We start from the raw sequence: 16,066 nt of genomic DNA, 5'->3' as shown, positions 1-16,066 counted from the left end.
ACGGATGAAGGCGCGCCGGGGAATCACACGCCTTACGCCGCTCGCCCTTGCGGCCTGCGCGCTCCTGCTCTGCGCCTGCGCCGGGACCGTTCCCCAGCCTGTCCCGCCCGACGCCATGGTCCGGAGCGCGCCCGCCTCGCCCAGGGCGGAAAAGGTCATCCGCACGGCCCGGTCACTCATCGGCACCCCATACAAATGGGGCGGCTACTCGCCCAAAACCGGCTTCGACTGCTCGGGATTCATCTGGTACGTCTACCACAGGAACGGGGTGAACCTGCCGCGCATGTCCTGGCAGCAGCTCGGGGCAGGCGATCCGGTCTCGCGCCGGGACATCCGGCCCGGCGACCTGGTGTTCCACCAGGTGGACAAGAACGGCAAATCGCTGCACGTGGGCATCGTCACCGACCGGGGCACCTTCGTGCACTCCCCCAGCTCGGGCAAACGGGTCATGGAATCGAATCTCAACTCGGCCTTCTGGGCCGAGCACTATCTGGGCGCGCGGCGCGTGCTCTAGCCGTCTTCAGGCGAATCCTTCCCCTTCTTCCGGCGCAGCACCGCATCGCGAATCGAACGTGCGCCCTTTTCCACGGACTTACCAGTGGAGCGCAATGCGTCCTTGGCCGAACCGGCCGCGCCGCCCACGCCTTTCCCGGCCTTGCCGACAGCACGCCCGGCCGCTCCCGCCGCGTCACGCACCTTACGCGCCGAGCCCTTGACGGCCCCGACGCATTTGCCCACGGCCCGGTCCGCGCCGTCCACCACGGAACGAGTGGTATCCGTGACCCCACGCCCCACGCTCTTCGCCCCGTCGCCCACGGCCCCGGCCGCACCGGACACGGTCCGGCCAACGGAACCGGCCGCGCCCGTCACCGACTTGCCCACGCTGACAAAGGCCTTTTTGGTCCCGCCCGTGACCGCCCTGGTGGAGCCCTTGACCAGCAACTTTGTCACCTGGGTCACGGTCTCGCTTGAGATGGACATGAACATACGCGCCGCCTCCAGGGTGGCGGAACGCCGCATGGCCCCGCGCCGAGCCAGGTCGAGGCTCATGTAGTTGCGGGCCACGATGCCGCAGCGCATGGCCAGAAGCGCGTTGGTGGAACCGCTCAGGATGGAGCTGGTCACGGTCCCGGCCACGGCCTCGGCTCCGGGCATGGCTCCCAGGGCGGACCCGGCCACCAGCGGCCCCATCAATTCGTGCACATATTCCTCGATGCCGAACTCCTCGATGGAACCGGCCAGAAACGACGTCACCGCGATGTTCACATACAGGTTTACCAGCTCCCGGTAATGGGGGCGCTGGGCATAGAGCTTGGAAATGCGCCAAGCCAGGCGCGAAATGAGGAAAAGCACCACCAGGGTGTCCAGCCGCCCGTTCTGGGACACGGCCGAGCCGATGAACACCCGCTTGGCGGTGGAGCGAATTTCATCGTCCGCCTTCTGTCTGAGCACGGCGAGCCCGGCTTCAAGGTCTTCCTCGTCGCGCACGGCCATACCCTCGTTCTTGAGGATGCGGTTCCTGGACAGACGCTTCACCAGCTCGCGCCGGAAGCGTTCCATCTCCTCGGGCGTGGGATCGGCGTGGACCAGAAGCGGCCGGGGCCGGACCAGCACGAGAGAGGCCCACCAGCCCAGAGAGCCGAGCACCACGGCCAAAAGCACCCAAAAGACCCAGGGGGCCAGAGCAGGATTGATGCGTCCGGCGAAATCGGCAAGCCCGGTGATGCAGTCGTACAGAAAGGCGAGAAACGCCCCCAAAACGATGATCCCGGCGATGGTCAGGAAATTCTTCATCTGTTTCGACATGGGTGCCTCCATGCACAAGATACGTCCCGCGGGGCGAAAGGCAAGCGGAGGAAGAAAAGGCCGTCCCGGACGGGGCGGCCTCGCGGATTGGCCGAGGGGACCGTTATTCCTTCAGAGCCAGCGGCTTGTAGTACATCCCGATCTTGATGCGGTCGGTGACGAACTGGCTCTTGAGCTTGACCCGCAGGTCGTCGGTCTCCCAACGGTACTCGTCCCAGCCGTCAACCTTCTTGTGATCGGGCAGCCCGTAGGATTCCATGAGGGTACCCAGCACCTGCTTCAGGTCCTTTGCCTGGGCGATCTCCATCAGCACGACGTACAGCCCGCCCTTCCGGAAACCGTAGGTGACGTTCGCGCCTTGAACGGCGAACAAACCGCACGGCTCGGCCTTGTTCTCGTTGTAATACTTAACCCCGCCGGAAGAGTGCGAATAGGAAATCTCTTCCACGGCGGAAATGGGCGCGCCCCAGGGGATGGCGCCGCAATCCCCGGCGGGCTGGGCCTGTTCGGCGGCCACAACGGCGGTGGTCGAGCACGCCATCAGCATCAGGACGAAAAGAAAGATGCGGGTCTTCAAGGCGGACTCCCTGTTCATGGTTACATTGCATTCATATATATATGCTTTCCGAAAAACAGGCCACCTGTCAACCGTTGGTTTTGGTGCCCTTGTAGGTAAACGCCTTCTTGTCCATGGTGTAGTAGTTTCCCCTGTCGATGCCCACGGCGCGGCCGCAGGGGCAGAAGACCTTGCCCTCCCGTTCCTCCATGTTCCAGACCTTGTGGATACGGTCCTTGTGGCAGCGGTGCACTTCGCCCTGTCCGATCTTGTAATACTTCCAAAGCTTGCGGCGGCAATCGGCGCATTTGAGAACGAGCATGGCTAGACCCTGTTGAAGTGGACGGTCTCCACTGCGGGGAAATCTTCCAGCGACTTGGCGATGCCCGCCCTGAGGAAGGAGTCCACCCAACGGAAGATGTTGTTGCGACGAATCTGCTCGCGGAGCTTGGACATATGCGCCTTGCGCTCCTCCTTGGGCCAGTACAAGACGCGATGCAGCGCCTTGGCGATCCCTTCCACGTCATAGGGATTGACCAGATAGGCATGGCGCTGAAGCTGGGCCGCGGCCCCGGCGAACTCGCTCAGCACCAGCACCCCGTTTCCCTTGTTGTTGCAGGCGCAATACTCCTTGGCCACCAGGTTCATGCCATCGCGCAACGGCGTGACCAGGGCCACGTCGGCTGCCGCGTAATAGGCCACCAGATCGTCATGGGGCAGGCTCCGGTAATGGTAGTGCACGGGCACCCATCCGGGAAAAGAGAACTCGCCGTTGACCCGGCCCACCAACTGCTCGATCTCGGTTCTCAGATCCTTGTATTCGTCCACCTCTTCGCGGCTCGGCACCGCGATCTGGACAAAGTTCACCTTGCCCATGAGATCGGGGTAGCGGCGCAGCATGGTCTGGATGGACCGAATGCGCTCCGGGATGCCCTTGGTATAGTCCAGCCGATCCACGCCGAGAATGATCTTGCGGTGCCGCAACGCCTCCTTGAGGTCGAAAACCTTCTGGACCACGTCGGGGCGCGCGGCCATCTCCGAGAATTGGGCGTAGTCGATGGAGATGGGAAAAGCCCCGGCCCGGAACGAGCGGTTGCTCATGTTGACGGTAACCACCGCACCCCGCCCCTCGACCCTGGCCTCGGGCATGAGCCGGTGCAGGCAGGCCGTGAAATTGCGCCGGTCCTGAATTGTCTGGAACCCCACCAGATCGAACTCGGTCAGGGCCTGAATCAGCTTGGCCCGCCAGGGCAGCTTCATGAATATGTCCGGCGGGGGAAAGGGGATATGCAGAAAAAAACCGATGTTGCGCCTGACGCCCATGGACTTGAGGAAAAAAGCCTGGTGCATAAGGTGGTAGTCCTGAATCCAGATGTAGTCGTCAGGCGACGACCGCCGGGCCACGGCCTCGGCGAACTTGAAATTCACGTCCAGGTAGGTCCGCCAGTAACGGGGATGAAAACGGCAGAGGCTCTGCAAATCATGAAACAACGGCCAGATGATCTCGTTGGAAAAACCGTCGTAATACCCCCGCACCTCCTCCCGGGTCAGGGGTACGGTACACAGCTCGTACCCCGCCTCCTCCGTGAATTCAGAGAAAAGTTCCTCCATGTCCGCCTCGGGTTCCGCCGCACCGGACCAGCCTATCCACATGCCGCCCCGGTTCTTGAGCACCGGGGCCATGGCCGTGACGAGCCCGCCAGATCCCTGCTTGAGCTTCCAGCCATCCGCCTCTTTCTTGAGGGCGACGGGAAGGCGATTGGATACCACCACCAGCCGTTGCAGAGAGGATTCCATGTCGTGTTCGCTCCCGTTTACCTTGGTTATTTGATTTTCCTATCATTACATAGTTACTCCGCTTCGGCCCGAATTTCAACCGCGCCGCCCGAAGACCCGGAAAAATATCCGCCGAAACTGTTGACACCGTGCGCCACGTACTTATCTCTTGGCCCAGTCGAAACACACGCCGCCAAGCTTGCGGTGAAGACATCATAAGGAGACTTTTCATGGGTTTGAAACCGCTTAATGACCGTGTCATCGTCCAGAGGAAGGAAGAAGAGGAAAAGACCGCCGGGGGCATCTACATCCCGGATTCCGCCAAGGAAAAACCTCAGAACGGCATCGTCATCGCCGCCGGTCCCGAGTGCAAGACCGTCAAGGACGGCGACATCGTCCTGTTCGCCAAGTACGCGGGCAGCGAATTCAAGATGGACGGCGACGATCTCATCATCATGCGTGAGGACGACATCCTCGGCGTGTTCGCCTAAAACCGTTCGCCGCGTTGCGGCCGGGGAGACGAACCGGCGCGGAAAGACCGCGCTCAAGACCCGATTCCCCCAGGCCCCTGCACGCGGCCCCATCCAAACGGTTGGACCGACAACGGCAATAATTTCTGACACTCACATTTCATAGGATTCTGAACAATGGCAAAAGCAATTGATTACAAAGCCGTAGCCCGCGAAGGTATGCAGCGCGGCGTCAACACCCTGGCCGACGCGGTCAAGGTCACCCTCGGCCCCAAAGGCCGCAACGTCATGATCGAAAAGACCTGGGGCGCTCCCCAGGTGACCAAGGACGGCGTGACCGTTGCCGAAAAGATCGACCTTGAAGGCAAGCTCGAAAACATGGGTGCCCAGATGGTCAAGGAAGTGGCCAAGAAGACCAACGACATCGCCGGAGACGGCACCACCACCGCCACCATCCTCGCCCAGTCCGTCTTCAACGAAGGCGTCAAGCTGCTGGCCGCCGGCCGCAACCCCATGTCCCTCAAGCGCGGCATCGACGCCGCCGTGGCCGCCGTGATCGAGGAACTGGACAAGATGGCCAAGCCCATCAAGAAGACCTCCGAAATCGCCCAGGTCGGCACCATCTCCGCCAACAACGACACCACCATCGGCGAGATCCTGGCCGAGGCCGTGGACAAGGTCGGCGATAACGGCGTCATCACCGTCGAAGAGTCCCAGGGCCTGACCACCGAACTGGACGTTGTCGAAGGAATGCAGTGGGACAACGGTTACCTCTCCCCCTACTTCGTCAACAACCAGGACGACCAGACCGTCTCCTACGAGAACCCGTTCATCCTGCTGGCCGAGAATAAAATCTCCAACATCAAGCCCCTGGTGCCCATCCTCGAAGCCGTGGCCAAGGCCAGCCGGCCCCTGCTCATCGTGGCGGAGACCGTCGAGAACGACGCTCTGGCCGGACTGACCATCAACGCCATGCGCGGCGCCCTCAAGGTCTGCGCCGTCAAGGCCCCGGGCTTTGGCGACCGCCGCAAGGAAATGATCCGCGACATCGCCATCATGACCGGCGCCACTCCGGTTTCCGAAGACACCGCCGTGACCCTGGATTCCATCCGCCCCGAGCACTTCGGCACCGCCCGCAAGATCGTGGTCGGCAAGAAGAACACCATCATCGTGGATGGCGCTGGCGAAAAGGAAGCCATCAAGAACCGCTGCGACGAAATCGCCAACATGGTCAAGAACGCCACCAGCGACTACGACCGTGAGAAGTTGCAGGAACGCCTGGCCAAGCTGGTCGGCGGCGTGGCCGTGGTCAAGGTCGGCGCAGCCACGGAAATCGAGATGAAGGAACGCAAGGACCGCGTGGACGACGCCCTGAACGCCACCCGCGCCGCCGTTGACGAAGGCATCGTGCCCGGCGGCGGAACCGCCCTGGTCCGCGCCGGAAAGGTCCTCAAGGCCCTCAAGCTCGACGACGACACCGAACAGGCCGGCATCGACCTCATCGCCCGCGCCATCGAAGAGCCCCTCAAGCAGATCGCCAACAACTGCGGTCTCGAAGGCTCCGTGATCGTGGAGAAGGTCAAGGAACTCAAGGGCAACAACGGCTTCAACGCCGCTACCGGCGAGTACACCAACCTCGTCACCGCCGGCGTCATCGACCCCAAGAAGGTCACCCGTATCGCCCTGCAAAACGCCGCCTCCGTGGCCAGTATGCTCCTGACCACCGAATGCGCCATCTCCGAATTCGTCGCCGACGAAGACTAGTCCGCGCAAACAGAACCATAAAAAAGGCGGACGCGCGTTGCGCGTCCGCCTTTTTATGCCTCCGGCGGCCGGGGGAAGGGGAGGAAAACCCTTTGAAAAGGGTTCTTTCCTCCCCTTCCCCGAACCCCTATCCCCTCCTTTTCCTAAACTTTTTATACCGCTTCGCGGGTTGTTCAACAGTGTTGAACTGCCGTTTGCCCGCAAACCCAAATGCCCGCGCAACCAAATCAATTCATTGAATGGAAACCTTCGCCGAAGGCGACATAAAAAGTTTTGGAGGGTCCAGGGAACCTTTTTCAAAAGGTTCCCTGGCGGGGTCCGGGGCAGCGCCCCGGTTCCGAAACGGGCACGTCTTGTCCTCCTGTCCGCAAACCGCTAGTATCCGATCATGTCATTTCTATCCAAGCTGGTACGGCCTGAAACCAAAGGCAGAAAGAACTTCGAACGCGGCCGCGCGGCCGAGGCGCGGGGCGACTTCGCCAAGGCCGAGACATATTTCGACACGGGCGCAGCGGCCTATGACGCGTATTTGGCAAACGAAGCCGCCAAAGGACGCGAGGTCCGACCTTCGCACCTGGTCATGGCGGGCGTGTGCTACACCCGCGTGGGCCGAAACGAGGATGCCCTGCGCGTGCTGAGCGAATGCGTGGCGCGCAAGGAAATCCCCGACGCGTTTCTGAATGCGGGCTATGCGGCCGCCAAGCTGGGCCGTGGCGATGAAGCGGCCGAATATTGGAGCGGATACCCCTCCTGGGCGGACCAGCGCATACTTGCCAACGCGCTCAAGGCGCAGATCAAGGCAATCCGAACGGGCGGAGCGGACCTCGACGCGGTGTGCGGGGCCGTGGCCGTAGCCGTGTACGAACAGGACAAGCTCAACGCGCGGAACCGAAATTTCCGGGAGCAAGGCCGACGCACTTCGGAATTCCGGCAAGGCTACTGACGCCGGGGTTTGCAAGCTTCGGTCAAAGCGGGTAATTTCCTGTTTATGAAAATCACGTTCCACCTTCTCCTGGCCGTGTGCCTGCTGCTTGCCTCGCCGTTCCCGGCCTTGGCGGCGGATATCGTTGTCACGGGCACGGGCAACCCGTCCCGTGACGTGCCCAACGTGCAGGCCGCACTGGACAAGGGCGGAACGATCCGACTGCGGGGCAACTTCAATTTCGGCTCAGAGGGCCGCGCCAGGATCAGCAAGGCCGTGCGTATCCTGGGGCAGCTCGACGGCGCAGGCGAACCCCTGACCACCATTTCCGGCGGTTTCTGGACCCTATACTCCCCGCTCCCCTCCGATGTTGCGCCCCCGGCGGACAACGGCCCGCTCATCGTGGTCCGCAACCTGCACTTCGACGGAGCCAAGGGCACCCCCCTGCACTTCGCCTATGCGGGCGGCCTGGAGATCGGCGGGTGCCTGGTCACAAACGTCGCCCCGCAGAAGGCGGCCATCGGACGCACGCCGGATGAGACCTTGCCTTTCCAGGCGGGAATAGTGATCGGCAATCGACTGATCCACCCCAAGGACGCGCTCAAGCGGGCAGTCACGGGCACGGTGCTCATCGAAAGGAACCGGCTGGAAATGATGAACGACCACCCGGAGGACACCGCCGGGTACGGAGTACTCGCGGATTGGACATGGGGCGCGGAGATGACCCTCCGCGACAATGTCATCAACCGGGTCTCGCGCAACGGCATCGAAATCCTGGACAACGCCCTCGGCAACGATGGCAAGGGATTCATCCGCATCCAGGGCAACCACATCGCAACGGACGATGACGGCATAGCCTATCCGAATAAATTCGGCCCCAATGGGATTGTCGCAGGATGGTTTTTCGACACCACCGGCGGGTCCGATTTTTCAAGGAACAACCGCATGGTCATTACCGGCAACCGAATCGAAGGGCGCGGAGAGAACTCCACCGGCATGTTGCTCTACAGCAATGATCTGGTGGTCACCTGCAACGATATTGTCATGGCCGGAGGCCGAAGCGCGCGCGGCGTGGTCCAGACCGGCTCGCGCGGCTTCTTCGCGAACAACAGGGTGCGGGGCCGGGCCAACTACGCGCTGTTCTGCTATCCCTTTGAGGCGCTCACCGCCACGGCCAACACATTTGCCTGGACGGATATGGGGCTTTTTTCCGGCGTCAAAGGACAGGTCCTCTTGGGCGGACGGGTCAACGTGGTTGTGGGCGAAATCACATCGCTCATCGACCACGGCCAGGGAAACCGCATGGTCGACTGCCCCGCATGTTCCCTGCCGGAAGCGGACCCGGAAGACGACACCTGGCCCCCAACTCGATAACGGCCAACGCAAGCGCTATACTGCCGAAAACCCGCGCCACCAACACCTTTCCGCCCTTTCCTTCCCCTTCCAGCCATTTTCCGCCTCCCTTTTCCTCCATTTTTCCCCTTTCATTCATTTCCCATCCTTTTTTTGCCTAATCCTCCCCCTTCTGTCCCCATTTCACCCCTATTCCACTACCACTCCGCATTTTTTGCCCCTTCGGCTTCCCCTTTTTTCCCCTCCGCTTCATCGAAACATTTTTTCGGCGAAGCTGTTGACACCCGCCTCGCTTGTCTGTATTTATTGAAAACGATTTTCAATATCAACACAGAGAGGACAGTATGTGCGCAGCATTGATTGGCGGAATGGACCGGCTTAAAAAGGAATATGTCTCCGAAGCAAAACGCAACGGGGTGAAGCTGAAGCACTTTACCGGAAAGGAGCGAAAGATTTCCAAGGCGCTGGGCGAAGTGGATTTCGTGGTCATGTTCACCAACAAGGTGTCCCACAAGGCGCGCAAGGACGTGCTCGACGCCGTGCGCGGCAAGGATGTGCCGGTTTACATGCACCACTCCTGCGGCCTGTCCACTCTGCGCAAGCAGCTTGACGAGGTGGTCGGCTAGGCGGTCCGTTCTTCCCGGCCCCAGTCGCGAATCAGAGCGACGACCTTCTCGGCCAATCCATTGAATTCGGGTTTGGTGACCTGCGCGTCCGCCATGACCGCTTTACCCTTGTGCATGACGGACTCGGAGATGAGCGAAGAGAAAAGGACCACGGGCAACGCCTTGAGGACAGGGTCCTCCTTTACCTTTCGGGTCAGGGTATAGCCGTCCAGCCGGGGCATTTCCACGTCCGAGACCACCACGTCCAGATAATCCAGCGGGCTTCCGCCCTCCGCCCCGGCCTTGGCCTTGATCGATTCGAGGATGGACCACGCTTCGGCACCGTCCCGGGCCATGGTCACTTCAAAATTGCACCGGCTGAAATTGGTCTCAAGCAGTTGGCGCACCGAGGTGGAGTCATCCGCCACCAGTGCCCTGTACCGCTCTCCGGAAACCCTCGGCAATGGCTCGGAATCGCCGCGGCCCTGCTCATCCAGATCGGCCAGAACCTGCTCCAGGTCGAGCATGAGCACAAACCTGTCCCCGATCTTGACCGTTCCGGTGATGCAGTTGTTCTCCATGGACGCAACATACCGGCTGGGCGGCTCAACATCGGCCCAACAAACCCGATGAATCTGCGTCACCCCCGTGACCAGAAAGCCGGTTATCGCGGCGTTGAACTCAGTGACGATGATCGGCTCATTCCCGGCTGGCGATCTCTGCATCTCAAGCCATACCCCCAGGTCAACCACGGGCAGGATCAGGTTGCGCAAAGGAATCGTGCCGAGAAAACTCGGATGTGACGCGGCTTCCGACCCCTCAAGTCCCGGCGGGGCCTCCACCACCTCCAGGACCTTGGCCACGTTCACCCCGAAATACCGCCGCTCCACCCCGTCGGATGTAGCCTCGTCCATGTAGAACTCGATGATCTCAAGTTCATTGGTTCCCGCTTCAAGCAGAATATCGGTTTGCGTCACTAGTCCTCCTCCGGCAAGGCTTCGCCATGCCACCCCGGGTAGCACGCCGGTTTCCGAGGATGAATGATAATCTGACCCGAGAGAAGAACGGAACGCGACCCGGCACTCGCCGGGAAACCCTTTTCTCAAGAGGCTCCCCGGACGGAATTCGGGAACGCGCCCCGGCGTCACAACGGGACCGAAACACCGTGGGTGAAATGTTATTCGGGGATTTTACCCGCAGGCCAAAGGGGCGGACACGAGCCGAAGGATATTTCCGGATGCAAGGCGGAAGGCGTCCACCACCCGGGGATCGAATTGGGAGCCTGCGCACCGATCGATCTCGCGGCACGCTCTGTCGATGGTCAGGGCCGGACGATAAGGCCTGTCCTGAAGCATGGCGGAAAGCGAATCGGCCACGCTGATGATGCGCGCGCCAAGCGGGATGGCCGTCCCCTTGAGGCCGTGTGGATACCCTGTGCCGTCCCACCGCTCGTGGTGATGCAAAACCATGTCCACCACACCGAGGCGGTTGAGTGCGGCCACGGGTTCGAGAATGGCGGCTCCCGCCTCGGGGTGATGACGCACGGCCTGCCATTCGGCTGTGGTGAGGGGGCATCTTTTCCCAAGCACCGAATCGGGGACGCCGATCTTCCCGATGTCGTGGAGGTGCCCGGCAACATGTATAGCGGCCGCCCTGCCCGGCGGAATCCCCATGGCCAGAGCCAATGCCCAGGAAACTTCAGCCACCTCGTCGGAGTGCATCGAGGTATGCGGGTCCTTGGCGTCGATGGCGTTGCCCAGGGACAAAGCGAACTGGTGCAGGGTCGTGGGAAGAAAATCGCTTGAATCCGGAGGGTTCAGGGTCGGCTCCGGCGTCATTACGGTCGACGCCGGAGCCATTTGAAATGCGTTCATGGCTAGGCGGCCCTGCCTCTGGCGGCGGACAGAGAGCCCAGGTTGCTCATGATAACCCGGTGCAGGCCCGAGTTCTCGGCTCCGCCTTCCACGGCGCGGCTGGCCGCGATGCGAAAGCTGACGCGCGCCTCTTCGTATTTTCCGGAAAGCTGATAGACCAGCCCCATGTTGTTGCGCACCTTGGCCTCGTGCAGGGGCGAATTGAGCGACCGGGCCAGGCTGTCGGCCTGGGTCAACTGGAACAGGGCGTCGCCGGGGCGGCCTTCGTTGCAGGCCCGCATTCCTTCGCGATTCAGCATACCGAGTTTTTTCAACGAACTCATACGACTTCTCCTTGGATGTTGGTTATCCGGCCGCGCACGTGGCGGACCGGCCGATACATCGCTTTGAAAAGAAGAAGTACTGGTATTGAGCCGGAACGGCTCCTCTTTTGCGAAGGGCTGACATGGGGGAACTGTATTGAAATCGATTTTCAATTTCAAGCATTTTCTTCAAGAACTTTCCGCTTTTTTTCGAGCCGGACGAGCCTGTCCAGCCACTGGCGCGCGGAAACCAAATTGCGTAGCATGGGGAAAAGATGGAGTCTCCCATGCTACGCCCAACCCGTTTCCTTGTCCCGGCCATCGCGGCCGCGCTCCTGCTCCTGACCGCCATTGGCGGTTGCGCCTCCACATCCGGCAAGGCGGAACAACCCGCCAAAAGCCAGCCTTCCGCGACCATGAAGGTATCGGTAACCTATCGCGAGCGGATGCTTTTGCCTCCGGGCTGCACATTGTTCGTGGAATTGGAGAACCTCTCCCGGCTCGATCCGAACGACAGAGGCGTGGCCGATGCATTCCTGCCCATCAAGGCCGCGCCGCCCTTCAAGGTAGTCCTCGGATACGACCAATCGCGAATCGTCGACACGTTGCGTTACGCAGTATCAGCCCGCATCGAATTCAGGGGCCAGGTTCTCTTTTCCGGCAACACGCGGCTCGACTCCCCGCCCTGGGCCGAGGGCAAGGCCGTGGAGGTGACGGTCAAGCAGGTCAAACGATAGCCCCGCAAGAAACAGAGAAAAGGCCCGGCGCATGGCGTCGGGCCTTTTTTTACGTGAAGGGAGCGCGGCTGACGCCGCCAGGTTATCTGGCGATCATGGAACGCAACAGCTCGGCGCAGTTCTCCGTGTTGTGCCCCATATTGTCGAGGCAATCCACGAAGTGGATGAGCTGGTAGATCGCCTTGAAATCGATATCCTTGTCGAAAATCTTTTTCTCCAGATCGTTCTTGCGGCGGCGGACTTCGTCGCGCTCCCTACGAACCCTGCGATAGCACTCCTTGGTGCCCTCGCGGTCCAGAGACTCACCGTTGAGCAGCGCGATGGTGGACTTGAGCGCGGGGCCGAGAAGCGCCGTGCATTTGGCCACGGAATCCAAGAGATAGATCAGGTCCTTCTGGGTGTCCTCGGGAATGACGATCGGGCGGATGGCCAGCCAATGCAGGGCGTCCTGAGCCGCGTCGAGGATGTTGTCCTGGCTCTTGGTGTAGGACAGGAACAGGTGTTTCTCAACGGCCATGAACAGGCCCTGAGGCAGATGGTTGCGGATGTTCCGCTTGATCGAGTCGGCATGATTCTCGATCTCGTCCACGGTCTTGTTCAGTTCCTTGAACTCGCGGCACACCCCGCCGGAAACATAGCACTCAAGGGATTCATCGATGGCGGAAATGCACTCGGCGATCTTGTCGTAATGCTCGACCAGCCCTTCCATGGGGGAACGCTTACCGAGCAGGCCGAAGAAGGGGATTCTCAATGTCATATGGCGACCTCTTCTGAAAAGGATTGTTTCAATTTTTGTAACCTAGCCGTAACACAACCATTTGAGCAGCACAAAGATAACTATACTGGTCAGGGCCGCGATCGGGACAGTGGCCACCCAGTAGGCGACGATGCGCAACAGGACCCGGAAATCCACGGCCGAAAAGCCGCGGGCCAACCCCACGCCGACCACGCCGCCCACAGCCGCGTGGGTGGTGGATACCGGCAAGCCGAGATTGGAGGCGACCAATACAGTGGAGGCCGCGCCAAAGTCGACGGCGAACCCCCGGGTGTTGGTCAGAGTGGTGATTTTCTCGCCCACGGTGGCCATGACCTTATGCCCCAGCAGCGCGATGCCCACCGCTATGCCAAAGCCGCCCAGAACAAGCATGGGCCACGGAACCTCGGCCCGCGCGAGGAGCACATGCTCCTTGGCGATGAGGTAGATGGCCGCGACAGGCCCGATGGCGTTGGCCACGTCGTTGGCCCCCTGGGAGAGGGCCACATAGCAGGAAGTGCCAACCAGCATCTTGCGGAAGACCCGCTCCACGCCCTCGGCGCCTTCCTCCTCGTCGAGGACGATCTTGCCCACGAAAACCCGGGCCGCGGCCCAGGCAAGCAGGGCCAGGAACCCGGCGATGCCCAACGATACCAGCCAGTGCAGGTTCAGGGACTTGCCGGCCGGTGTCTTGTATAGAAAGGAAAGGGAGATCATGGAGAGGGTAATGGCCACCCAGATGGGCGCCCATTTCTTTGCTTGGCGGATGAAGTGATGCTGGAAGAGAATGTATCGTCGTATGTGCGTGAAGATGAAGTAGGCAATGGCTGCGGCAAAGAATGGGGAGATTACCCACGACAGGACGATGCCGCCCATCTTGAGCCAGTTGACCACGTCCGGTCCTCCCGCCACCAGGCCGAATCCGGTGATCGCCCCGACGATGGAGTGCGTGGACGACACCGGCAGCGAGGTCAATGTGGCCACCAGAACCCATATGCCCGCCGCGAGAAGCGCGGCGAACATGCCGATCATCACCAGCTTCGGGTCCGAGATGACCTCCGGATTGATGATACCCTTGCTGATTGTTGCGGTGACGTGGGAGCCGAGAAAAACCGCGCCCACGAAGTTGAGGGAGCCCGCGATGAACACGGCCTGTTTAACCGTGATGGCCCTGGCGCCGACGGCCGAGGCCATGGAGTTGGCCACGTCGTTGGCGCCGAGGTTGAAGGCCATGAGGAAACCGGCCCCCACGGACAGGTATAAGAACAGATCGTAAATATCCATCGTATCGCCCCTCTTTCGAGGGAATTGGTTAGAAGTTGCCTACAGGACCGTTTCCTCGGGTTTGTTCAGGCGGAAGCAGAAGCGCGCGCCGCGCACATCCTCGCCGTAGCCGTCGTGCCAGATCTCGCCGCCCAGGTTCTTGACGATGCGACGGCAGATGGCAAGCCCCAGTCCGGCGCTGCCCGACCCGTCGATGGTGTTCTCGTCCACCCGGTAGAAACGTTCGAACACCTTGGTGGAATGCTCGCGCGAGATGCCCGGCCCCTGGTCCTCGACGCAAAACACGATGGACTCGCCGTCGTCTTCCGCGCTGACCGTTACGACCCCGCCGTCGGGGCTGTACTTGACCGCATTGTTGAGCAGGTTGTGGAAGACGTGCAGCAGCCCGTCCGTTTCGCCCATGACCATCATCTCGTCGTCCGGGGTGCGGGTGCGGAAGGTGATGTCGCGCTCCGAGGCCCACACGGCCAGGTCGTCGATGGCGCGGGACAGATGCTCGCGCCCGGAAAGAGGCGTCATTTTAAGCAGCTTGCCAGCCTGCTCGGACTTGGCAAGCGCGAGCATACTGGAAATGACCTTGTCCATGTGATCCGCGTTCTTGAGCACGGTTTCCAGGAACCGGCGGGCGGCCTCGGGATCGTTCGGAGGCATGTCCAGCAGCGTCTCGGTGTACCCCTTGATCGAGGTCAGGGGTGTGCGAAGCTGATGAGAGGCGTTGGCCACGAAATCCTTGAGCCCCTTCTCGCTGCGCTTCATTTCGGTGATGTCGTAGAAAACCAGGATGACTTTGCGCACCCCGTTCTGGTCCAGAAACCGCTCCGCGGTGACCTCGACGGTGCGCGTGTCCATGATGTCGATCTGAATGGACTTCGGCCCGGCTTCGGGCTCGGCGATGATATGGTCCACCAGATCCTGAATTTCGTAGCGCCGGATGACCTCGATGGGCGACCGGCCGATGGTGGACGAAGGCAGGTTGAACATTTCGTCCAGGGAGTTGTTGAAGGACTCGATGCGGCCATGCGCGTCCACGGTCAGCACGCCCTCGCGCATTCCGCCGAATACGGCCTGCAACTGCCCCTTCTGGTCCTGGATGAGTTCGATGTTGCGCTCGATGGACTGGGCCATGGCGTTGATAGACTCGGCCAGCGGCTTGAACTCGCCGCCGGGCACGGCCCGCAATCTTTTTGAATAATCGCCCTCCCCGATGGACTTCGCCAGATCGGAAAAGGACCGGATGTCGCGGCCCATGTTGTGCGACATGATAACGCTCAGTACGACGGCCAACGCGAAGGTGCCCAGGAAGAGCCAGATGAGATTGGTGCGCAGCAGGTCCAGGCGCGCGCTGACATGGGAGAACGGGACGGCCATGCGCAGGATGCCCCCGTCCACGGAAGTCAGCCCGGAAAACTCCCGGGCCACATAGAGCATGTCTTTGCCAAGGGTGTCGGAGTGGCGGACGTTGACCCCCCAGCCGTCCTTCTGGGCGGCCAGGACCTCGGGGCGGCTCCCGTGGTCGTCCAGTGATCCGAGATCGGCGTAGGGCACCTCCGAATCGGCCACCACCCGTCCGTTCACGATATAGGTGATCCGGGAATTAAGCTTGAAGGCCAACGCATCAAGCCACTCGGCGAAATCCTGATCGGATTCGAACAGCGAGTGGTCGCGGATGAGCCACTCGATGGCCTCGATCTGGTGGCGCGTGCGGATTTCCGCCTCGGTGACCAGCTCGTCGCCCACGATGCTCGTGGAGTAGAAAAAGACCACGGCCATGGCCATGAGGAGCAGCCCCCAGGTCCACAGCAGGATCCGCATTTGAAAAGAGCGCAGTTTCATTGCCTGTCCTTGGATCGCGCGTTCAGCGGT

17 protein-coding genes are annotated in these 16,066 nt (G+C 61.3%); 7 read left to right on the top strand and 10 right to left on the bottom strand.

The annotated features are described in order from the left end of the window. Positions 1–4 precede the first annotated feature (4 nt). Positions 5–514 carry a C40 family peptidase gene (locus tag LF599_RS02415; protein WP_279522159.1) on the top strand — a complete coding sequence of 170 codons (510 nt, stop codon included), beginning with the start codon at positions 5–7 and terminating at the stop codon, positions 512–514. Here LF599_RS02415 and LF599_RS02410 read toward each other — a convergent pair. The 4 genes from LF599_RS02410 to LF599_RS02395 all read right to left on the bottom strand — a co-directional run bounded on the left by LF599_RS02410 (position 511) and on the right by LF599_RS02395 (position 4,159). Further along, complete coding sequence (locus LF599_RS02410) at positions 511–1,806, bottom strand: hypothetical protein (protein WP_279522158.1); 1,296 nt, start codon at positions 1,804–1,806, stop codon at positions 511–513. The two genes, LF599_RS02415 and LF599_RS02410, sit on opposite strands and share 4 nt — an antisense overlap. Before the next feature lie 103 nt (positions 1,807–1,909). Further along, positions 1,910–2,383 carry a hypothetical protein gene (locus LF599_RS02405; protein WP_269942670.1) on the bottom strand — a complete coding sequence of 158 codons (474 nt, stop codon included), beginning with the start codon at positions 2,381–2,383 and terminating at the stop codon, positions 1,910–1,912. A 67-nt stretch (positions 2,384–2,450) separates the two neighbouring features. Further along, a complete protein-coding gene (locus LF599_RS02400) occupies positions 2,451–2,684 on the bottom strand; it encodes a hypothetical protein (protein ID WP_269942669.1) in 234 nt (77 codons plus the stop codon). Between the two features lie 2 nt (positions 2,685–2,686). After that, entirely contained in the window at positions 2,687–4,159 is a 1,473-nt protein-coding gene (locus LF599_RS02395) for an alpha,alpha-trehalose-phosphate synthase (UDP-forming) (RefSeq protein WP_279522157.1), read from the bottom strand. 209 nt (positions 4,160–4,368) lie between these two features. Between LF599_RS02395 and LF599_RS02390 the strand changes: the two genes are divergently transcribed. The 5 genes from LF599_RS02390 (at position 4,369) to LF599_RS02370 (ending at position 9,273) form a co-directional block, all read left to right on the top strand. Beyond that, the gene (locus LF599_RS02390) at positions 4,369–4,629 is read left to right on the top strand and encodes a co-chaperone GroES (protein WP_269942668.1); all 261 of its coding nucleotides are present in this window, start codon (positions 4,369–4,371) and stop codon (positions 4,627–4,629) included. Positions 4,630–4,785: 156 nt separating this feature from the next. Next, entirely contained in the window at positions 4,786–6,372 is a 1,587-nt protein-coding gene (groL, locus tag LF599_RS02385) for a chaperonin GroEL (protein WP_279522156.1), read from the top strand. A 388-nt stretch (positions 6,373–6,760) separates the two neighbouring features. Further along, complete coding sequence (locus tag LF599_RS02380) at positions 6,761–7,315, top strand: tetratricopeptide repeat protein (RefSeq protein WP_269942667.1); 555 nt, start codon at positions 6,761–6,763, stop codon at positions 7,313–7,315. Between the two features lie 45 nt (positions 7,316–7,360). Next, the gene (locus LF599_RS02375) at positions 7,361–8,668 is read left to right on the top strand and encodes a right-handed parallel beta-helix repeat-containing protein (RefSeq protein ID WP_279522155.1); all 1,308 of its coding nucleotides are present in this window, start codon (positions 7,361–7,363) and stop codon (positions 8,666–8,668) included. A 323-nt stretch (positions 8,669–8,991) separates the two neighbouring features. Further along, positions 8,992–9,273, top strand: a complete 282-nt coding sequence (locus LF599_RS02370) for a DUF2325 domain-containing protein (RefSeq protein WP_279522154.1) — start codon at positions 8,992–8,994, stop codon at positions 9,271–9,273. Here the strand turns inward: LF599_RS02370 and LF599_RS02365 are convergent. From LF599_RS02365 to LF599_RS02355, 3 genes are all read right to left on the bottom strand, one after another. Next, entirely contained in the window at positions 9,270–10,229 is a 960-nt protein-coding gene (locus LF599_RS02365; RefSeq protein ID WP_279522153.1) for a chemotaxis protein, read from the bottom strand. The two genes, LF599_RS02370 and LF599_RS02365, sit on opposite strands and share 4 nt — an antisense overlap. Positions 10,230–10,442: 213 nt before the next feature. Further along, a complete protein-coding gene (locus LF599_RS02360) occupies positions 10,443–11,090 on the bottom strand; it encodes an HD-GYP domain-containing protein (RefSeq protein ID WP_279523071.1) in 648 nt (215 codons plus the stop codon). A 38-nt stretch (positions 11,091–11,128) separates the two neighbouring features. Next, the gene (locus LF599_RS02355) at positions 11,129–11,449 is read right to left on the bottom strand and encodes a tetratricopeptide repeat protein (RefSeq protein WP_269942663.1); all 321 of its coding nucleotides are present in this window, start codon (positions 11,447–11,449) and stop codon (positions 11,129–11,131) included. A 266-nt stretch (positions 11,450–11,715) separates the two neighbouring features. Here LF599_RS02355 and LF599_RS02350 point away from each other — a divergent pair, with 266 nt between their 5' ends. Then, complete coding sequence (locus tag LF599_RS02350; RefSeq protein WP_279522152.1) at positions 11,716–12,165, top strand: YbaY family lipoprotein; 450 nt, start codon at positions 11,716–11,718, stop codon at positions 12,163–12,165. A gap of 82 nt (positions 12,166–12,247) precedes the next feature. On the opposite strand, the gene LF599_RS02345 is transcribed toward LF599_RS02350, so the two are convergent. The 3 genes from LF599_RS02345 to LF599_RS02335 are packed head-to-tail and all read right to left on the bottom strand — an operon-like array spanning position 12,248 to position 16,036. Continuing rightward, a complete protein-coding gene (locus tag LF599_RS02345; RefSeq protein ID WP_279522151.1) occupies positions 12,248–12,922 on the bottom strand; it encodes a DUF47 domain-containing protein in 675 nt (224 codons plus the stop codon). 42 nt (positions 12,923–12,964) lie between these two features. Then, positions 12,965–14,203, bottom strand: coding sequence for an inorganic phosphate transporter (locus LF599_RS02340; protein WP_279522150.1), 1,239 nt, complete (start codon positions 14,201–14,203; stop codon positions 12,965–12,967). A 39-nt stretch (positions 14,204–14,242) separates the two neighbouring features. Further along, entirely contained in the window at positions 14,243–16,036 is a 1,794-nt protein-coding gene (locus tag LF599_RS02335) for a HAMP domain-containing sensor histidine kinase (protein ID WP_279522149.1), read from the bottom strand. Positions 16,037–16,066 lie beyond the last annotated feature (30 nt).

Origin of the sequence: Pseudodesulfovibrio thermohalotolerans, assembly GCF_021353295.2 — a bacterium.
In the GTDB taxonomy this organism is placed as follows: Bacteria; Desulfobacterota; Desulfovibrionia; order Desulfovibrionales; family Desulfovibrionaceae; genus Pseudodesulfovibrio; species Pseudodesulfovibrio thermohalotolerans.
Note: the sequence above shows the minus strand (reverse complement) of the source record. Positions and strands in the feature narration are given on the sequence as shown.

Excerpts from the sequence above, each read along its gene's own strand:
- LF599_RS02360 (WP_279523071.1), bottom strand. The coding sequence starts at position 11,090 with ATGACGCCGGAGCCGACCCTGAACCCTCCGGATTCAAGCGATTTTCTT.
- LF599_RS02335 (WP_279522149.1), bottom strand. The coding sequence starts at position 16,036 with ATGAAACTGCGCTCTTTTCAAATGCGGATCCTGCTGTGGACCTGGGGG.
- LF599_RS02340 (WP_279522150.1), bottom strand. The coding sequence starts at position 14,203 with ATGGATATTTACGATCTGTTCTTATACCTGTCCGTGGGGGCCGGTTTC.
- LF599_RS02375 (WP_279522155.1), top strand. The coding sequence starts at position 7,361 with ATGAAAATCACGTTCCACCTTCTCCTGGCCGTGTGCCTGCTGCTTGCC.
- LF599_RS02395 (WP_279522157.1), bottom strand. The coding sequence starts at position 4,159 with ATGGAATCCTCTCTGCAACGGCTGGTGGTGGTATCCAATCGCCTTCCC.
- LF599_RS02390 (WP_269942668.1), top strand. The coding sequence starts at position 4,369 with ATGGGTTTGAAACCGCTTAATGACCGTGTCATCGTCCAGAGGAAGGAA.
- LF599_RS02415 (WP_279522159.1), top strand. The coding sequence starts at position 5 with ATGAAGGCGCGCCGGGGAATCACACGCCTTACGCCGCTCGCCCTTGCG.
- LF599_RS02345 (WP_279522151.1), bottom strand. The coding sequence starts at position 12,922 with ATGACATTGAGAATCCCCTTCTTCGGCCTGCTCGGTAAGCGTTCCCCC.
- LF599_RS02400 (WP_269942669.1), bottom strand. The coding sequence starts at position 2,684 with ATGCTCGTTCTCAAATGCGCCGATTGCCGCCGCAAGCTTTGGAAGTAT.
- LF599_RS02350 (WP_279522152.1), top strand. The coding sequence starts at position 11,716 with ATGCTACGCCCAACCCGTTTCCTTGTCCCGGCCATCGCGGCCGCGCTC.
- LF599_RS02355 (WP_269942663.1), bottom strand. The coding sequence starts at position 11,449 with ATGAGTTCGTTGAAAAAACTCGGTATGCTGAATCGCGAAGGAATGCGG.
- LF599_RS02370 (WP_279522154.1), top strand. The coding sequence starts at position 8,992 with ATGTGCGCAGCATTGATTGGCGGAATGGACCGGCTTAAAAAGGAATAT.
- LF599_RS02380 (WP_269942667.1), top strand. The coding sequence starts at position 6,761 with ATGTCATTTCTATCCAAGCTGGTACGGCCTGAAACCAAAGGCAGAAAG.
- groL (WP_279522156.1), top strand. The coding sequence starts at position 4,786 with ATGGCAAAAGCAATTGATTACAAAGCCGTAGCCCGCGAAGGTATGCAG.
- LF599_RS02410 (WP_279522158.1), bottom strand. The coding sequence starts at position 1,806 with ATGTCGAAACAGATGAAGAATTTCCTGACCATCGCCGGGATCATCGTT.